We start from the raw sequence: 18,411 nt of genomic DNA on the forward strand, positions 1-18,411 counted from the left end.
CTGGCCCTTCACTTCTAATCAATCACGAGCTTTGCAGTACCAAGCCAAAAAGTCAGCAAGGACTTCATTGAATCCACCAGCTCATGATATTGAGAAGGTTTGGTCATATAAGAATTCGCCCCAAGCAAGTAACACTGCTTTATATCTAGCTCAGAGTCCGATGTACTGAACATAATAACCGGAATATGCTTAAGGTTTGCAGCCCCACGCATCTCAGCCAATACATCTTTACCGCTTTTTCGTGGCATATTTAAGTCAAGAATAATAAGGCTAGGTAATAGCTCGGTGCTATTAAGTTTTTCAATCAACTCAACGCCGTCACTGACAAATTGTAGCTTAGTCTCCATCACGCCGTTATCTTCAAATGCATCACGGATTAATTCTTGGTCGTCGAAATCATCATCTGCAACCAAGATATAGTTTACAGAGTGAAGCTGTTTAATTAAATCATGATGATGAACCATACACACTCTCCTTAAACTCGCATTAAACCTCGAGTTTGTATGCTGATATCAGAACCGCATCAATGGCTCTACAGCTAAGTTAAATCACTTGCGCTGAAATCGGCAAGCTAAAGTAGAAAGTAGAACCTTGTCCCACTTCCGTTTCGACCCATATACGACCATTATGTCTTTCGACGATTTTTTTACAAATAGCAAGTCCAAGTCCAGTACCGGCATATGCGCTACGACCATGTAATCTTTCAAAAAGATTGAAGATCTGCTCACTAAATTCGGGATCAAAACCAATCCCGTTATCCTTAACGGCAACAATCAGTTCATTTGCTTTACGTTCGCTGCTAATCGAGACTCGTGGTGCTCTTTCAGGCGCACTAAATTTAATCCCATTATTGATTAAGTTTAGCAGCACGCGTTGCAACTGCCTGCGATCTCCAAATACATCACCCAGCCCTGTGGTATCCACTTGTGCATTTGACTCTTTAATCACTAACTCAAGATCCAGTAAGGTTTCAGCTAACGCATTATCGCCATCAAATGATTTAAATGACTCACCTTTACGATCAATCCGTGAAAAGCTTAGTAATCCTTTGATCAACTTTTGCATTCGCTCAGCAGAATCCATCATGCGCTTAAGATAAGAGGCATGTCTATCATTTAGTCCCTCAGCTGAACACTGGATCCGATCGCCGAACATTTGGATTTTTCTGAGCGGCTCTTGCAGATCATGGGACGCTAAAAATGCAAAACGCTCCAGCTCTTGATTCGACTCATGTGCTTTCTCAAGTGCTATCGTCAGTAATTGCTCTGCAGTACGACGCGAAGTGATCTCATTTTCCAACGCTTCGGTACGCTTGGTAACTTTTTGCTCTAGAATTGCGTTAAGCTTTTTATATCGCTCAGATTTAGCTAGTACATAATTAACCAAGGTATTACGAAACTTCAATGCACAACTTACTTCGGCTTCCGTCCAAGGGTGAGATTTGCACTTCACATTCTCGACCCACAACTTAAACGAACTGCGCGGCATTAAACGGTGGCTACCATCATCCAAAAACTCAATGGATTTCTCAGGCTTCCCTCCCCAATTTTTGGTTTGAATGACTTCCTTTCTAAACCACATGATGAAGTGATTAGCATCCGCTGAAAGTGGCATCAATAGCACCCCACTCGCGGTTTTCGCAAAAGCTTTAAATGCTTCGTTAAGCTCACCTAAATTATGGCAATAAAAAATGGAGTCATCCCCAAGTTGATGCTCTGCAAGCCAACGGTAAATACTCTCAATATCCGCCTTTGCGGGAGTTTGCCCGTAGCACTCCAAATCATTCTCAACGCGCCACGCGACACCTGTAGCTTTCATCATCTCTTGTAATGCCGCGGACTCGTAGCGTAGCCCATCAACAAAAAAGATTTCTTTTGCCATGCGCTCTGTGACGGAAGAGCTCAATGTCAGTGCATTGGCTTCTGCCATTGCTTCTAAGGATGAGGTTTTGAGAGAGATCAGATAAGACAACATCAACCCCATATACTGGGCGACTTCACGAGTGTTAAATGGGACTATGTGCTTTTCGTAGTGGTGGCAGGCAATCAATCCCCATAATTTACCAGCAACAATAATACTGATAGACATGGTTGCCTGAACGCCCATATTGCGTAAATACTGGCAATGAATAGGTGATACACTACGTAAAATACAGGCGCTTAAATCAATCGCCCTGTCTTGCGGATAAAGCGGTGAATTTTCACCATCAACATCGGCAAGCAAGCGGATCGGATTTCTTAGATAAAGTGCTCTTGCTTGTTTTGGAATATCAGACTCTGGAAAATGCTGATGTAAAAAGGAGTTAAGTCCACTGCGCTTAGCTTCTGCAACCACCTCACCATTATATTCATGGTCAAATTTATACAGCATCACTCTGTCAAACCGCGTTAACTCTCTAATTTCTTCCACAGCCATCTCGTACGAAGCCTGTAACGACTGAGAATCTACCATACTAGACAACGAATGCTTCATAAGGTGTTGCATTGAATGATTGATTTCAACGCCATGCGCCGTGTTTTGCTCAAGTTCTAATATGAGCCCAGCTTCGTTTTGACTAGCGACTACAGAGAATTCAACGCATGTTGAGTCCTTGGTTTTTATGCTGGCTGTCATCGGATTCAAACGATGGATATCAGAGGAGTTACAGTTGCTGGCAAGCAACTCAGAAAATGGAGACGCAAAAATCGTTTCAGCATGAGTATTGACCAAAGCACTAGGCTCAAGTCCTACAAGCGCAGCAAAGTTTTCGCTAAAATAGCGTAGTGTTAATGTGTTGGTGTCGAATAGCAATAAATAGCCATGCGGCTGAATTGAACCTGGAATATGAATTGGCTCTTTATGACAGTTGTCTAACGTTGCTTCGAACTTCTCCACCTTTTTTACACCTTTTTCCTTAGTTTACCTCGCTATCTCATCCTACCATGGATCCCTACCTAGTATGCAAGCTGCTCGAAGTCGATAAGCACTCGGTTCACAAAGCAATTAAATGCGATTAGACTTATGCAATTAGGAAGTAAAAAGTAAGTGTATGATGACAACTACAGTAAAGTGTCCAACCTGCCAACAGGCTGTTGAATGGTCTGATAAAAGCCCTTTTCGCCCGTTTTGCTCAAAACGCTGTCAATTAATTGATTTAGGTGATTGGTCTGACGAATCCAATACGATTTCAACACCGATGAAAAGCGGTGAACTCACACCTCAAGATGCGGAAAGTTTGATTGAAGATATAGAAGCGATGCTGGCAAAAAACGACGACAGCTTTTTTAAAGAATAAACCTGTAGGCCGATTTCCTCGGCCTTGCCCTCTCATTAGCAACTTGTTTGGCAAGACAAACAATTCAAACTCGGCAGCTTGTGCTAGCGCTCTATTTCCGTTTGATCTTGTTCCGTCTTTTGCTCTGTGTTTCTCACCTCATTTTGATAGGTTTTAGCTATATGCCCCGCCCCTTCCAAAATATCACTTAATTGGATCCGGCAAATTTCCGACAATTTAATTAAGGTACCTAAGCGAAATGAGCTTGTTCCGTTAAGATAGTCGTCTAGTGTGGTGAGACCTATTCCGAGCTTTTGGCTAATGGTTTTTTTAGTATAGCCTTTACGCTTTTTGAGTTCTTTTAGCAGTTCTCGGATCCTAAGTGTCACCTCGTATTCTTCAGGTGTCTGCATGTCTCCCTCAGTGATACCTAGTAACAAACAGCCAACAACAAAGAATACCCTTAGTTACTCTGAAGAAAACAAAAGTTATTGGAAAGTTTGTGCGCGTAAATTAAGAATTATTCAATTCAATACTATTTCAAAGAGTTGTCCGCAGACTTGCAAGATGTACTCTTAATCGAAAAATATCACAACACAAACATGTTATCAACATGTAACTTAAACCAGTACAAACAGTTGTAATATTTTGTACATTAATCGCAATTGGCCAGTACTCTTTGTCAATTTGGAGTACCAGCTCTCATTATTCAAAAGTGATTGGCAAGAAATGATAAAGCCCTTACTGGAAAGGTCAGGGCTAAGTTGGAGAGAAACATTGAGACTTAATCTGCTTTTTTATGGCCTTTGTGACTACGACGTGATTTAAGTGCTTGGAGCTTATCGCGCTGCTCTTCATTCAATACATGGAATACTTTGTGGCGAGTTTCCATTGAAAGTAGCGCCCACGCTTGCTTTTTATCTTGGCCTTTTTCCAGTAAAAGTTGCGCTTGAACCTTATCAAAGGTTGGCGCTGCCATAAGTGCTTTCATTTCCTCACGATAAGCTGAATGTGCTTCTTTCCCGCTTTCTTTTAGCGCTTTTTTGGCAGTTTTGTAATCCGCATAAATTGTCTTTAGTTGGCCTTGCTGCGCTTCTGTCAACTCTAATAACTTCTGGCCTTTATCTGATAGTAGCAACCTTGCTGAGTGCTCAAGCTGCCCGCCCATCGGGCCCGCGTTTGCAGTGAAGCTGAAAGTCGATACGCCAAGTGCTGTAACTAATGCTAAAGTAGATAGTAATTTCATGGTATTGGCTCCTTGTTCGCCATTGCTTTGTCACTTCCAAATTTAGCAAGCACAAAGAAAAGGAACGTCAGACAGAGGTAAAGTTTTGTCAGTGCTTTGCAAAAAAAAGCAAAGGCAATTTACATAAGGCGTTGAAGTAAGGTGTAATATGCTAGAGCCGGACTATTCAGGCCAACGCTAATCAACAATGCTGGACTAAGTATGACAATGAAACATTCCATTTTACTTATTGATGACGACCAAGAACTTTGCAGCCTGTTAAAAGAATACTTTACTGCAGAAGGCTTTGAAGTGGCGATGGCCCACACAGGAACAGAAGGTCTACAGCTGGCATTAAAGCAAAATTTCGACCTGATATTATTAGACGTAATGCTTCCCGAAATGGATGGTTTTGAAGTACTAAAGGCGTTACGTGTCCAGAAGATGACACCCGTTATTATGCTAACGGCAAAAGGCGATGACTTTGACCGCATCTTTGGTTTGGAACTAGGTGCTGACGATTATATTCCAAAACCGTTTAACCACCGCGAGCTACTCGCGCGCGTTAAAGCCATTACGCGTCGCGTCGATCATTATAAACAACACAGCCCGGATGATACCTTTACTATCCACCAGCTGCGTTTAGATGTTGCTTCGAGAAGCGCTACTGTTAATGGCGAAGTGCTGTCACTGACGGGCACCGAATACGAGGTGCTACTCTTGCTGGTCAGAACCGCAGGAGAAGTGGTTGACAAGCAGACTATTTCACGACAAGTACTAGGCCGGCCACTTGTGCCTTATGATCGCTCTATCGATATGCATGTCTCTAACGTTCGCAAGAAAATTGCCGCATTAAGTGAACACACTTATATCAAAACGATCCGCGGCGCTGGCTATATATTTCTAAAGGCATAATGAATGAAGCGGTACTTACTTGTTAAGGTTTTTGCCTGGTTTTGGCTCACTATCATTGCCACTATGTTGTTGTTGCTTGGGATCAGCATGCTACAACCTGATGTTGTAGAAACTCACCGCATCTCAAAACCCATGCTGCAAAATCTAAAACAATTAGAACAAGCGTTAATACGCGCAAGCGAGCGTCCTAATTTTGAGTTGAATAAGGTCGCCAAACTGCGTAAAAGAAAGGCGAGAAATATCTACTTGAGCCACCGCGATGCCGAAAAAAGCGTTGCCGCCGATCCCAATATAAAAACGCTGAATTTAGATTTACTCAGTTTTACCGAAGATGCCAAACCGGCCGCTATTTTTACCCCAGAGTACAAGGCTTTTGGCCCTCTAGAGCTTACACTTCAAGGTGAAAGCTATCGTCTTTATTTAATTTTTGAAAACCATACTCCAAGTGCGCTCATCAAATTAAGAACTCTGCCGCTTTGGGTAAAAATCGCGGTCGTGCTCGGCGCAAGCTTATTACTGTGTTTTTGGTTTACTCGAGATCTATTGTCGCCAATTAAAGAGCTACAAAAAGCCGCTGCAAAACTTTCTCGTGGGGAGCTGTCGAGCAGAGCCGATATAAACACCAAGCGCCAAGACGAGCTCGGTCAATTGGGTCATGATTTTAACTTAATGGCTGATAAATTAGAGTCTCTGGTTAACAATCAAAAACGCTTGCTTGCAGATATATCCCATGAACTACGCTCACCGCTCACCCGCTTGCAAATGGCCACAGGCCTCGCTGCCGGTCATGCCACAGCGCAAAGCCAAAGTTATATCGAGCGCATTGAGCGTGAAGCTCAGTTAGTTGAAAATATGCTCAGCGATATTTTGCATTTATCTAAGCTCGAAGCGGATCAAGTACCAATCGATAAGCAGATAATTAAGCTCAATGAACTGCTCGACCCGATATTGGAAGATGCACTGTTTGAGGCACAGCAATTAGGGAAGGACCTTGTCGTCACAGCATTAACCGAGGCAACACTTTATGGCGATCCAATGCTACTTAACCGCGCATTCGAAAACATTATACGTAACGCGATCAAGTATGCGACTAGCCGTATTAATGTCGATATTGAGAGTGATGGTGATCTGTTGCTATGCACTATCAGTGATGATGGTAAAGGCGTTAGTGAAGACATGCTCGACAAGCTTTGTATTCCATTTTTCAGAGTGTCGAGCGCACGCACGCCAAGCAAAAATCAAATGGGCGGGTTTGGACTGGGTCTTGCCATTGCGCAGCATGCGTTAAAAGTACATGACGCCCATATCGAATTTAGTAATAATGTTGGTTTGCAAGTCAGTATTCGAATTCCATTACACAGGTAGCCATGTTTTATAGCCAAAGTCAGCAACTTGAATCACATCTTCCTGAAATTGATAAGCACTGGCAAGGCTGCCAAAAAGGCTTTTTTGATACCCCTCATGGTAGGCTATTTTACGCCTACCACATTCCAGAAAAGGCAACGTTCAGTCTGGTGTTGGTTAATGGCCGTATTGAGTCTGCTCATAAATACAGAGAATTGCTGTGGGAGTTTGCGCAAAACAACATAGCGGTATTTACCTATGACCATCCAGGACAAGGCTACTCGCCGCGATTACTTAAAGATAAGCAAATCGGCTATGTTAGGCGCTTTGAAGATTATGCAGCAACACTGCACTGCTTTATGGATCAAATCGTTGCCAAGCAAAATACCTTGCCACTTTTTATATTGGCGCATTCAATGGGTGGCGCCATTACCTGCGACTATTTATCGTTATTTTCGCCTCACAACATAGAGGGAGTCTATTTATCAGCCCCGATGCTTGGGATTAATACGACTCCCTACCCGGCTTGGTTTGCCGAGGGACTGGCAGGCGCAGCTTGTTTATTTGGGCTAGGTAAGCATTATGCACTGGGACAGGTGCACTACCACAACAAACCTTTTCAAGATAATGACCTTACTGATTGCCCAATCAGATATGCGCTATTTAGAGGTTTGTACGATCAATTTCCCGAGCTACAACTCGGTGGTGTCAGCTTTGCTTGGTTATACACGGCGCTACATAAATGCCGCTCGTTTCAAGATAGTAAGCTAGATCTGCCAATCCGTATCGCGACAGCCAGTGAAGACAGCATTGTTGATAATCAGGCACAAGTACACTTTGCCGCGCACAGAGACAATGTGACAGTTACAAAGTTTATCGGGAAACACGAACTACTTTGCGAGCAAGATAATACCCGCAAAGCCGTGCTAGATGATTTTTATGCGTTTACAGCCGAGCTACTTAGCGCTAAAGAAACTGGATCTTGATGGATAAGCACGTCCATCTCACAATCAAACTCTTCTTTAATGCTAGCAACCACCTCATCCGCAACCTGATGCGCTCGCATTAGCGGCATATCATCATCAAGCTCTAGATGCAGTTGAATAAATTTGATTTTGCCACCTTGCCTGGTACGCAAATCATGTACTCCGTAAACATCCTCATGACTCGACGCAATAAGTATGATCTGTGCTTTTTCTTCGTCTGGCAGCTCTTTATCCATCAAGTGCGCAGCACTTTCCTTGGCAATATCCCAACTGTTATAAAGTAAGTACATCGCCACCAAAATACCAAAAATCGGATCGGCGTAACCTACACCATAAAAGTTAAGCAATACCGCTAGAAGCACCGCAAGGTTTAATAAAATATCGCCCTTATAATGTAACGAGTCGGCCTTAATGGCGATGGACTGCGTGCGTTTAACGACTTGATACTGCACCGCAACCACCAACAAAGTACAAACTATCGCAAATAAACTCACCCACACACCAAACAACGAATGTGGTATTTGGGTTGGATTGATAATGCGCTCTACACCATGAAAAGCCAATAAACTCGCAGAGCCCGCGATAAAGGCCGCTTGCCCAAGCCCGGCTAATGCTTCTGCCTTTCCATGACCAAATCGATGATCATCATCCGCAGGACGCAGTGCGTAGCTAAGTACAAAGAAATTCATTAAAGAGGCGCTAATATCAAGCAGTGAATCAGTTAAAGAGCCGAGCATAGCGGCACTACCTGAAGACAGCCAAGCCCAACACTTAGCTGCGATCATCAATCCCACCATTATGATGGTAAAGACACTCGAAAACCTAACCCAAAACTCATAGCTGCGATCCACTGGCACCTCATTTTTTCATGTTATTTAATCTGACGTTTGGCTAACTGAAATGATTAGTCGTCAAACCACTCGCAAAATGCCACGGCATCGCGATGCTGTTATATTACAGGGTAATGCTTTGAAATGAAAAACAGATTACGGTTGTATAGTTTTTCACAACAGTCGTACTTTAAAAACTGGCTAATACCTTTCACTCTATCAAGCACAGCACATATAAATGTCGACAAGTATCAGCTATACTGCCGGGCAAAATTTAATTGAGGCCTATCATGTTAGATATCGTTTTATACCAACCCGAGATCCCGCCTAATACAGGCAATATTATTCGTTTGTGTGCCAATACAGGATATTCACTACACCTGATAGAGCCGCTAGGATTTGAGTGGGATGATAAACGGGTAAGGCGTGCTGGCCTTGATTATCATGAATTTAGCGAAGTAGAGCGCCACCCAAACTTTGAAGCATACTTAGCCAAACGAAACCCAAAGCGAGTATTTGCTTGCACGACAAAAGGTACCAAGTACCATCATGAAGTTGCCTATGAAGCTGGTGACTGTCTACTGTTTGGCCCTGAAACTCGAGGTTTGCCAGAAGACATTATTTTTTCACTGCCTGAGCCGCAACGAGTCCGTATTCCAATGCGCCCCGATAGCCGCAGTATGAACCTATCTAATGCTGTTTCCGTTTTTGTTTATGAGTCTTGGAGACAACTTGGGTTTGCTGGCGCAAAATAATAATACCAATTAACCTCAATACTTGCTCAATTTGAAGGAGCAAATCTGACGCTAACTACGTTAAAAATTTCTCATTTAGAACACTAATTGGTATATATCTAAAAATAGCTCCTATCCTCTACTGCATAGGAGCGAACTTGAGGCACAAAAAAGGCGCCTTACGACGCCTTGCTAACTTTAATTTACATTAACTATAGGGATTCTTTTAAATTTCTGCGTGGTGCAAAATCGTACCAACAATATCACTGAATTTATTTGCCGGTTTCATTGAATTTACTGCACGTCCACAGGCCTTCATCATATCGATCAGGTCAAAATAACCAACTGGATGCTGAGTCACTTCATCGATAACAAGTAAAAACTCGAAGCCACCTTCTTCCATTGTTTTTAACACATTGCCAACCACAGTTTGGCTAGTTTGTTTTAAGGTGATTTGACGAAGATCTGTTAGTGGGATCATGACATCATTGACGTTTAAATCACGTCTTGTACAGCCACGTCTTTCTGCAATGCTCAACACGTAGCGACTACCAATTCTTGCATTAGAGATCATACCAACAAGTTTTTCTTTGCTATCAACGACAAAGCTTGCTCTGCGGTGTGTTTTGTCCAGCACTAACGTAGCTTCATCTATGCTACTGTTTTCATCAATATGTTGCATTGGTGCCAAATGTAAATTGTGCATTAGGCAATGTGCTGGCGCTTGCTCTAGGTTGTCAGTGTTACAAGCTGGGAAGTTATTTTCAGCAAGTTCATAATTTGCAACAGGTTGAGTTTTCAATACTGTGTAAGTGTTCATAGATCACCTCTATCTTTAAAATTAATTAAGCACGGAAAAGGACTAAATTAATTTGCGACAGGTGGTGCTCTAATAGACTCGCATACTGAGTTTGAATAAGAATAGGTGGGTTGTGATTGCGCTATGATAAAGCTACTAGCAACCACGAAACGATGAGTTGTTGATACAACGCAATCATCTAAGTCAGGGCTGGAGTTCGAATTGTCTAGGTCGACAACGATAGGCGCGATTGAAAGCGTGGTGTCACATTTAGCAGCATCGGCCGTTGACACTGTCAACAGACTCAACATACAAAATGTAATCATCCAACGAACTAACCGCATAGTATTCTCACTTCTACTGCCTTACTTTGAGTGTATGGGCAGTTTCTTGCGTTTACAAGTATTATTTCTAATCTATTTACTAAGCTTCTAAATACACTAAGGTTAATTTTCATACGCACACTCAGGCACTGTGTGAGCTGAGATGAATTGTTACTAATCTCCTATTTGTAGCGCGTCGTTTAGCGTTATACTAACGCCAACATTTTGGTATGTGCCTTAAATCAAAAGAATTAAACCATACCAATTTTCTTAATTAAGTGGTCTTTTTGAGGCGAGAAAATCTTGTCGATAACCAGGCGAAGATTTTGCTATTTATTTGTTCTAAATGAGAAATTTTTAACGCGGTTAGCGTCAGATTTGCTCCTTCAAATTGAGCAAGTATTAAGACAAGTTGGTATTACAACACGAGGTGTACAGTGCAACTATCACGCGGTATCGAGTACTTTATTGCTGGTTTTTCTTTAATCACCCAAAAAGGATTAAAACGTTTTGTATTTATTCCTTTAACAATCAATGTACTGCTATTTGGTGCATCACTCTTTTTTCTTTATGACTGGCTGACTCAAGGGTTTACTTATCTCAACGGATTATTACCAGATTGGCTCAGTTGGCTGGAATGGCTAATGTGGCCAATTGCTATCTTAGTGATACTTTTCAGTTATAGTATGATTTTCACGGTGATAACCAACTTTATTGCTGCGCCTTTCAATGGCTTACTCTCCGAAAAAGTGGAACTTTACCTAACCAACCAACACATCAATGATGATAAGCTAATTGATACCATAAAAGATGTGCCGCGAATGTTGGGTAGAGAATGGACCAAACTCTGCTATTACCTTCCACGTGCATTTGGCTTTTTCATCTTACTTTGGATACTGCCTATCGTTGGGCAAATTTTATGGATTATGTTTACGTGTTGGATGTACAGCGTACAATATAATGATTATCCGTTTGATAACCATAAAATTCATTTCAAGCAAATGAAAGACGATTTGAAGAGTAAACAAGGGCTGTCTTATGGCTTTGGCTTTGCGGTGTTTGTACTGACCTCAATCCCATTTGTTAACCTCATCGTGATGCCCGTTGCCGTTTGTGGCGCCACTAAATTATGGGTAGAGAACTATCGTCAGCAATATCGCTAAGACGCTCGTATGACTGACATCTAGCTGTCAAAAACTCATGCTTTACTTACTTTTTTGCAAGTATTCAGCGGAGTCGCTATGCGCCTAACATTAGGCCTTATCTGGTTAACGGTATTTTTAACGGGGTGCCAGGCAACAAAACAGTTTGATGTCGGTACACGGCCTCAATTTTTAGTCTCGCAACTTCCAGATGGTGAGCTTAAAGAAAAGCTTGCAAGCTGTTTAGATAAACCAATCAAGCGCACACATTTTTCCATAGGACATCGCGGTGCGCCACTTTTATACCCTGAGCACACCAAAGAATCATATATAGCCGCCGCAAAAATGGGAGCAGGCACGCTCGAATGTGATGTTACTTTTACGAAAGACAAGACTCTCGTTTGCCGCCATGCGCAATGTGACCTTCATGCAACAACCGATATCTTGTTACAGCCTAAGCTTGCTAGGAAGTGTAGACAACCCTTCAGCCCAGCGGATCCAGACTCCGGTAAACTTGCGTCTGCTCAATGCTGCACCTCAGACATTACCTTAGCAGAATTCAAGCAACTAAAAGGAAAAATGGATGGTGTGAATACTCAAGCAACCACAGTAGCAGAGTTTGTTAAAGGCACTCCCAATTGGCGTACAGATCTTTATGCCAGTTCTGGAACCTTAATGACCCACAGTGAAAGCATTGCTTTATTCAAGCAGCTGGGTGTAAATATGACACCTGAGTTAAAAGCGCCAGAAGTGCCAATGCCATTTAATGGGTTAAGCCAAAACCAGCTCGCGCAAAAAATGCTGGATGAATATTCTGAGCACAATATCTCCCTATCTCAAGTTTTTCCACAATCCTTTTCTTACCAAGATATTCAGTACTGGATAAAGCATGCGCCAGAGTTTGCAAACCATGCCGTATTTCTTGATGGTAGAGAAGCTGGCAAACATTTTGATATTAACAAACCAAGTACTTGGCAACCGTCAATGGAAGACTTAGCCAAAAATAAGGTAAAAATTATCGCCCCACCAATTTGGATGTTAATTAGCGAAGATAAAAACGGCGATATCATTCCGTCGCAGTACGCCCTCGCCGCTAAACGTGCAGGATTAAAAATAGTTGCTTGGTCTTTAGAGCGCTCAGGCCCTTTAGCGAACGGCGGCGGTTGGTATTATCAATCTGTAAACAACGCAGTTAAGCATGATGGCGATATACTTAGGGTGTTGGACATATTGGCAAAACAAGTTGGCGTAGTTGCTGTATTTAGTGACTGGCCTGCGACTACCAGCTTTTACGCCAGCTGCATGGGAATTGAGTGATAGGCTAATAAGAGTTGTAGCTTAGTGTAGGTAGAATCCCGCACTAAGTTATGGTTTGCAAATGCCAGAAAGCAAAAAGCCTCGCAATTGCGAGGCTTTTTAAAGGATGGTGCCCAGAGGCGGAATCGAACCACCGACACGAGGATTTTCAATCCTCTGCTCTACCGACTGAGCTATCTGGGCAAATTTTTTCTAGTATCTAAATCCTTAAAAGGATTTTCAATACAACTCCAAACGGCTCTACCGACTGAGCTATCTGGGCAAATTTTTTAGTATCTAAATAACTAAGCTATCTAGAAAACACAGGCTAACGCCTAAATAAAGTGGTGCCGACTATCCGAGTCGAACGGATGACCTACTGATTACAAGTCAGTTGCTCTACCAACTGAGCTAAGTCGGCACACTAAATTATTGGTGCCCAGAGGCGGAATCGAACCACCGACACGAGGATTTTCAATCCTCTGCTCTACCGACTGAGCTATCTGGGCAAATCTTTTTTAATGTCTAGGAAACTCTTCTTACTGAGCTAACTAGAAATTATTGGCTGACGCCTAAATTAAATGGTGCCGACTATCCGAGTCGAACGGATGACCTACTGATTACAAGTCAGTTGCTCTACCAACTGAGCTAAGTCGGCACACTAATTCGTGTACCATGCAGTTTCTGCATGCACCACATTGCTAATGCAATGATTTTAATCTGGTGCCCAGAGGCGGAATCGAACCACCGACACGAGGATTTTCAATCCTCTGCTCTACCGACTGAGCTATCTGGGCGTGCGGCGTATTAAACGGGTTTTGCGGTTCTAAGTCAACCCTTTTTTTAAATACATTTATCGTTTGCACAGTTTTCAGACAAAGCGGTTAAAATACCGCTTTTCCGATGAAAAAACACCCGACTAGCCATGTTTTACTGTATTTATCGACTTATATCTATGAATACCGCAAACCGCTCTAGGCCAACAACAAAGAAAAAGGCGTCACTTAAGAGAAATATGTGCTTAAAGGAATAAAATAGAATGGAGATACATATTCTATCTCATTCCTAAAGCGAAGCTCGGCAACAAGGTTTATCAATCCTGTTTAGAGATTGTCTTTATGTTGCGCTTCAAATCTTTGTTGCATGACCAGTATCGCTTTTTCTACCGCTTGCTTGGCATTACTTGTATCGCCGTTTGTTACCGCTAATATCGCTATGTTCTTTTCTGGCAACACTAAGTTGTCTAAATAGAAGGTCCCAGTAAAGCCATTGTGATGAAAGCTATTGTTGTTTGGAGTAAGGATCCAGCCTAAGCCATATTCTGGGCTAACCGGTGTGAGCAGTCGCGTATATGAATTAGCACCAATCAAATTATCACCACCTCTGGCACCCGCGAGATAAGCACGTAAATAGTATGACAGATCGGTCAAGGTCGTACTGACTAACCCAGCAGGTCCAACAACGTTTGGTAGATCGACCCTATCGGCCGGTGTTATTGGATGCCACTGCCCTTCTCGCATCTGATGACCACTCGGCTGTCCTTCTGGATCTCCATAGCTAGCAGGCCCAAATCCAATATTTTCCATTCCAAGAGGAATGAATACTTCTTGCTTCACTAACGCTTCCCATGATTGCCCCGTCACACGCTCCAACATATGGCCTGCAACAACATAACCTGCATTGCTATATAGATAGGTTCCGTGAGTCACTTCTGGTTGCGTCGTTAACACCTCTTGAGTCCAGGCATATCTTTGCTCGACCATGCCACGTTGATCTAAATGCCACTTACCAGAATACATGGAGTCAAGATCACGCTTTAAGCCCGAAGTCATCGAAAGCAGTGCCGTTAATGTAACAGACTCAAATTCAGGGTTAATTTTTCCGATTAACTCAGGAAAAACATCACTCACCCGACTGTCAAATCGAATTAACCCCTGCTCAACCAAGCGAGCAGCGACGGTTGCTGTCATGGACTTACTGAACGAACCAATCGACCACTTATCAAGTTTGGTGACCAGAGCTTGCCCTGTGCTCACTCGCACACCAGCGACATCAAGCTCAATCAACTCATCCCCATAAACGATAAACCCGCCAAGTGCGGGCATAGCAAACTCAGCTCGGATTGCTTCCAGTTGTTCGTTGAGTAGCCCGTCTCCCACCTTGCCATAGCGCGGCGGAGTGACGGCTATGTCTTCGCTAGCACTCTTTTCAATAACAATAGAATTGTCACTGTTATTACAGCCAGTTAGTAAGGCGCAGCCCAGCAGTGTAATAAGCCAACCAAACGCCAGCCGACTTTGACGTAGAAACATGAGATATCCTTATAAGTATTAGGTTGAACGAATACTACTTTATAAAAACGTTACGTAAAATTTAATTTTTATTAAAGTTTAATGCTTTACACATCGCAGGCGTAGTTAAAATTATCGAGATAACAACCTGATTATTTTAAGATTTAAAACAATCAGGTGATCTCAGTGCATTGCCACTATTGATTGAAAAACGAGAGGTAAAAACTTGCCGAAGGTGGTAGGATTGCTACAACTAATAAGTATAAATAATTCTTTCGGGATTAAGCATGCCAAATAGCGCGAATACCAATGCAAATGGACGGATACTTTTTTTATTTATCGCAATACTGACTGTTGGACTATGTAGCGCCGCAGGTGCTTACCTACTGCCAAAGCAAGCTGACGTCCCTGCCGCACCAACCGTGAACCTACAACAACAAGCAACAACAGTTGCAACTCCCCTTGCTAAGGTGGTCACACAACACGGTTTTGACAGTGCCAAACAGATTGTATCCGCATTATTAGCATCTAACGGACACTTGGGCGGCTATTTGTACGTCAATACGGGGATGGGGCAACCAAACTTGGTATTTCAACAAAGTGCAGGTGAGCAAATCATTGCACTGAATCGCGAAGAGTCTTATAACAGAGACACAATGCAGGTTTACCACATGCCACTGCGACTAGATGAGCAAAACGTTGGTGAACTCATTTTGACTTATACACCACCCGTTGCAACTACATCATCAGACGATCCATTCATTGCTTATATACTGCTCGCTGCCGCTATTATTAGCGCCTTGATGATTGTTGTGGTTGCTGCTCGTCGGCTTTCTGGCGCATCAAGTAACGATACTGAAGAGCTTATCTCAGAAATCAATCATCTAACGACGGATAAAAACTACAAGTCGACGGTGGGTACTTATTATAGTGGCGGCCTGGCTGAGGTTGCTGAAGCGATAAATGCGCTGTTAAAGCAAGTTCAATCATCCATAGAATCCGATCAAGCAACGCAAAATGAGTTAAAGCAGCTTCAAGAAAGTCTCGAAACTGAAGTTCAAGCCCGCACGCTGGCGCTAGAAAAAGCGATTTTAAATGCGGAGCGTGCTAGTGATGCTAAAACCACTTTCTTAGCCACCATGAGCCATGAGATCCGCACGCCAATGAACGGCGTCATTGGTACTATTGATTTACTGCGTCAAACCGATCTTGACGGTGCTCAACATCGCCTCACCACGATTATTCGCGACTCGGCTTTCTCTTTACTTGGTATTCTCGATGATATTCTCGACTTTTCTAAAATTGAGGCTGGTAAATTACGCATAGACAATAGTGCTTTCTCGGTGGCTGAAACCACAGAGGAAGTCGCACGTGTGCTTTCATCAGTAGCGAAAAAACGTAAGTTAGACTTACAACTGTTTATTGCTCCTGACATTCCAACGAATTTAGTTGGTGACACCGTGCGCGTTAGGCAAGTACTTTATAACCTGTGCAGTAATGCTATTAAATTTACGACTACAGATGACTCAACCCAAGGTTATGTAAAAATCTCCGTTGAAGTTGCACAAAACACCTCGGAGCATTACACCTTACGCTTTACCGTCACTGACAATGGTAAAGGCATGACAAAAGCTCAGTTGAGAGAAATTTTTAATCCGTTTATTCAAGCTGAGGGCTCTATCACCCGCGAATTTGGCGGTACAGGACTTGGCCTTTCTATTTGTAAAAGTTTAATCGAACTCATGCTAGGTAGTATCCATGTTAACTCGGATATTGGCATGGGAAGCGAGTTTGTCGTGGAATTGCCATTTAGTGTGGATGGCAAAGTTAATTACGCAAATAAGCAATTGTTAAACGGCCGCACTGTTGCCCTACTCACCCCAAATAATGAAAGACGCACTATTTTAAATCGCTACCTTTCATTCATGGGCGCGAGTGTGATTGCTATCGATGAAAGCGAAATAACCGAACACCAGCACGAAGATAAACTTATTTGGGTGCTAGATGGTTTAGACGGCATGGACAAGGTCAATGAAGAGCTAAGAACCGTAGTTTATTCGCTTGAGAAAAACGAACAGCAAGTTGTTGTCCTAAGTAAAATGGACGAAGCCGCCCTTAATCACAAAAATATTTTCTATCTCAATGCATCACCGTTATGTAAGTCTAGCTTTATGACGGCTATCTTGGTTGCTGCCGGTTTGCATAAACCAAAGGAAATTAAACCATCACGCACTATCAACGACTTTTTAAGCGTTGATGAAGCAAGAGCAACCAACAAACTGGTGTTGTTAGTTGAAGATAACGTATTAAATCAGCAAGTGCTGACCGACCAATTACACCTGTTAGGCTATGGTGTCGAGGTTGCGGAAAATGGTGAAGAAGGCCTAGAGCTTTGGAAAAAAGAGCACTTTCCAATCGTACTGACTGACTTACATATGCCGAAGATGTCGGGCTACGACATGGTCAAACATATTAGAGACTATGTAGAAACCGCAACAGATACCATTGAACAACCATACATCATTGCCGTGACAGCCAATGCGCTCAAAGGTGAAAGAGAACGTTGTGAGGCTGGTGGTATGAATGACTATATCACCAAACCAGTAGAGTTAAATGTATTAGAGGCAACACTTAATAAGTGTATAGAAAGCCTACCAAAAGCACAGCAACCGAAACCAAGTGCTGAGCCATCAGCTGCTGTACCAGCAGCCGCTAGCCAAGTACAGCCGGGATCAGAGCAAGAAACAGAGCTAGAGCCTGAAGTTGATGAAGTTGTGGTTGCAGAGCCTGAAGTTATTGAAGCTGAGGCCAGCGAACCAGCTCCCGCTATCAACATGGACATGCTCAACAAGTATGTAAATCATGATGAGGCGAAACGAAATCGCTTTTTCCGAATGTACTTAGAGCAAAGTAGCCAGTTAACACGTGATGTAAATGGTGCGGTGATCACGATGAGCCAAGAAGAAATCATTGAAGCTTGTCATCAACTTAAGTCCATTTCTAAAACTATCGGTGCCGAAAAAGTAGCTGAAACAGCCATAGAGTTTGAGACTTTATGTAAGGAAGGCACGCTTACCACCGATCAGCTGATCCAGATGCGTGATAAATTGGAGCAGGACTTTTTAGCCGCAACCGAGTTTATCCAACAATATTTGAGTCAAGAAGCCTAATGATGTGGGGGTCGCAGCCCCCACAAATCCTGTCACCACTAGGGGGCAGGCACTGTCTCAGTAAGGTAAAGATAAATGGATCGCAGGGCCGACTTGCTCCTAC

At 42.8% G+C, this 18,411-nt stretch carries 16 protein-coding genes and 5 tRNA genes; 8 read left to right on the forward strand and 13 right to left on the reverse strand.

The window, feature by feature from the left end:
- Positions 1 to 14: 14 nt before the first annotated feature.
- Complete coding sequence (locus BB427_RS21020) at positions 15 to 464, reverse strand: response regulator (protein ID WP_069023058.1); 450 nt, start codon at positions 462 to 464, stop codon at positions 15 to 17.
- 79 nt (positions 465 to 543) lie between these two features.
- Complete coding sequence (locus tag BB427_RS21025) at positions 544 to 2,874, reverse strand: ATP-binding protein (RefSeq protein ID WP_083229917.1); 2,331 nt, start codon at positions 2,872 to 2,874, stop codon at positions 544 to 546.
- Between the two features lie 157 nt (positions 2,875 to 3,031).
- On the opposite strand from BB427_RS21025, the gene yacG reads away from it, so the two are divergent.
- Entirely contained in the window at positions 3,032 to 3,274 is a 243-nt protein-coding gene (gene yacG, locus BB427_RS21030) for a DNA gyrase inhibitor YacG (protein ID WP_026000869.1), read from the forward strand.
- Positions 3,275 to 3,357: 83 nt separating this feature from the next.
- On the opposite strand, the gene BB427_RS21035 is transcribed toward yacG, so the two are convergent.
- Together BB427_RS21035 and BB427_RS21040 are read right to left on the reverse strand one after the other, a co-directional pair.
- Entirely contained in the window at positions 3,358 to 3,666 is a 309-nt protein-coding gene (locus tag BB427_RS21035; RefSeq protein WP_017216438.1) for a helix-turn-helix domain-containing protein, read from the reverse strand.
- A gap of 371 nt (positions 3,667 to 4,037) precedes the next feature.
- Complete coding sequence (locus BB427_RS21040) at positions 4,038 to 4,499, reverse strand: Spy/CpxP family protein refolding chaperone (protein WP_045987712.1); 462 nt, start codon at positions 4,497 to 4,499, stop codon at positions 4,038 to 4,040.
- A 207-nt stretch (positions 4,500 to 4,706) separates the two neighbouring features.
- Here BB427_RS21040 and BB427_RS21045 point away from each other — a divergent pair, with 207 nt between their 5' ends.
- The 3 genes from BB427_RS21045 to BB427_RS21055 are packed head-to-tail and all read left to right on the forward strand — an operon-like array spanning position 4,707 to position 7,723.
- Positions 4,707 to 5,393, forward strand: a complete 687-nt coding sequence (locus BB427_RS21045) for a response regulator (RefSeq protein WP_069023059.1) — start codon at positions 4,707 to 4,709, stop codon at positions 5,391 to 5,393.
- 3 nt (positions 5,394 to 5,396) lie between these two features.
- Entirely contained in the window at positions 5,397 to 6,758 is a 1,362-nt protein-coding gene (locus BB427_RS21050; RefSeq protein WP_069023061.1) for an ATP-binding protein, read from the forward strand.
- A gap of 2 nt (positions 6,759 to 6,760) precedes the next feature.
- A complete protein-coding gene (locus BB427_RS21055) occupies positions 6,761 to 7,723 on the forward strand; it encodes an alpha/beta fold hydrolase (RefSeq protein ID WP_069023063.1) in 963 nt (320 codons plus the stop codon).
- Here BB427_RS21055 and BB427_RS21060 read toward each other — a convergent pair.
- Positions 7,675 to 8,520 (reverse strand): cation diffusion facilitator family transporter, encoded by an 846-nt coding sequence (locus tag BB427_RS21060; RefSeq protein ID WP_082083406.1) that lies wholly within the window; start codon positions 8,518 to 8,520, stop codon positions 7,675 to 7,677. The genes BB427_RS21055 and BB427_RS21060 overlap by 49 nt on opposite strands.
- Before the next feature lie 323 nt (positions 8,521 to 8,843).
- Between BB427_RS21060 and trmL the strand changes: the two genes are divergently transcribed.
- Positions 8,844 to 9,308 (forward strand): tRNA (uridine(34)/cytosine(34)/5-carboxymethylaminomethyluridine(34)-2'-O)-methyltransferase TrmL, encoded by a 465-nt coding sequence (gene trmL, locus BB427_RS21065; RefSeq protein WP_017216443.1) that lies wholly within the window; start codon positions 8,844 to 8,846, stop codon positions 9,306 to 9,308.
- Between the two features lie 205 nt (positions 9,309 to 9,513).
- Here the strand turns inward: trmL and BB427_RS21070 are convergent, their stop codons facing one another.
- Together BB427_RS21070 and BB427_RS23995 are read right to left on the reverse strand one after the other, a co-directional pair.
- Positions 9,514 to 10,107 carry a CBS domain-containing protein gene (locus tag BB427_RS21070; protein WP_045987717.1) on the reverse strand — a complete coding sequence of 198 codons (594 nt, stop codon included), beginning with the start codon at positions 10,105 to 10,107 and terminating at the stop codon, positions 9,514 to 9,516.
- Positions 10,108 to 10,154: 47 nt separating this feature from the next.
- Positions 10,155 to 10,430 carry a hypothetical protein gene (locus BB427_RS23995; protein ID WP_045987718.1) on the reverse strand — a complete coding sequence of 92 codons (276 nt, stop codon included), beginning with the start codon at positions 10,428 to 10,430 and terminating at the stop codon, positions 10,155 to 10,157.
- Between the two features lie 416 nt (positions 10,431 to 10,846).
- Here BB427_RS23995 and cysZ point away from each other — a divergent pair, with 416 nt between their 5' ends.
- Both cysZ and BB427_RS21080 read left to right on the forward strand, forming a co-directional pair.
- Entirely contained in the window at positions 10,847 to 11,572 is a 726-nt protein-coding gene (gene cysZ, locus BB427_RS21075) for a sulfate transporter CysZ (RefSeq protein ID WP_039493825.1), read from the forward strand.
- Between the two features lie 78 nt (positions 11,573 to 11,650).
- Positions 11,651 to 12,868: a glycerophosphodiester phosphodiesterase family protein gene (locus BB427_RS21080; RefSeq protein ID WP_069023065.1), complete on the forward strand. Its 1,218-nt coding sequence runs from the start codon at positions 11,651 to 11,653 to the stop codon at positions 12,866 to 12,868.
- Between the two features lie 107 nt (positions 12,869 to 12,975).
- Here BB427_RS21080 and BB427_RS21085 read toward each other — a convergent pair.
- The 6 genes from BB427_RS21085 to BB427_RS21110 all read right to left on the reverse strand — a co-directional run bounded on the left by BB427_RS21085 (position 12,976) and on the right by BB427_RS21110 (position 15,159).
- A tRNA-Phe gene (locus tag BB427_RS21085) sits at positions 12,976 to 13,051 on the reverse strand.
- A gap of 141 nt (positions 13,052 to 13,192) precedes the next feature.
- Positions 13,193 to 13,268 (reverse strand) — tRNA-Thr (locus tag BB427_RS21090).
- A 12-nt stretch (positions 13,269 to 13,280) separates the two neighbouring features.
- A tRNA-Phe gene (locus BB427_RS21095) sits at positions 13,281 to 13,356 on the reverse strand.
- Positions 13,357 to 13,429: 73 nt separating this feature from the next.
- Positions 13,430 to 13,505 (reverse strand) — tRNA-Thr (locus tag BB427_RS21100).
- 63 nt (positions 13,506 to 13,568) lie between these two features.
- Positions 13,569 to 13,644, reverse strand: a tRNA-Phe gene (locus BB427_RS21105).
- Positions 13,645 to 13,950: 306 nt separating this feature from the next.
- Positions 13,951 to 15,159, reverse strand: a complete 1,209-nt coding sequence (locus tag BB427_RS21110) for a serine hydrolase domain-containing protein (protein ID WP_069023067.1) — start codon at positions 15,157 to 15,159, stop codon at positions 13,951 to 13,953.
- Between the two features lie 266 nt (positions 15,160 to 15,425).
- On the opposite strand from BB427_RS21110, the gene BB427_RS21115 reads away from it, so the two are divergent.
- Positions 15,426 to 18,308 carry a hybrid sensor histidine kinase/response regulator gene (locus BB427_RS21115; RefSeq protein WP_069023069.1) on the forward strand — a complete coding sequence of 961 codons (2,883 nt, stop codon included), beginning with the start codon at positions 15,426 to 15,428 and terminating at the stop codon, positions 18,306 to 18,308.
- Positions 18,309 to 18,411 lie beyond the last annotated feature (103 nt).

This window comes from Pseudoalteromonas sp. BMB, from assembly GCF_001709235.1.
Classification (GTDB): Bacteria; Pseudomonadota; Gammaproteobacteria; order Enterobacterales; family Alteromonadaceae; genus Pseudoalteromonas; species Pseudoalteromonas maricaloris.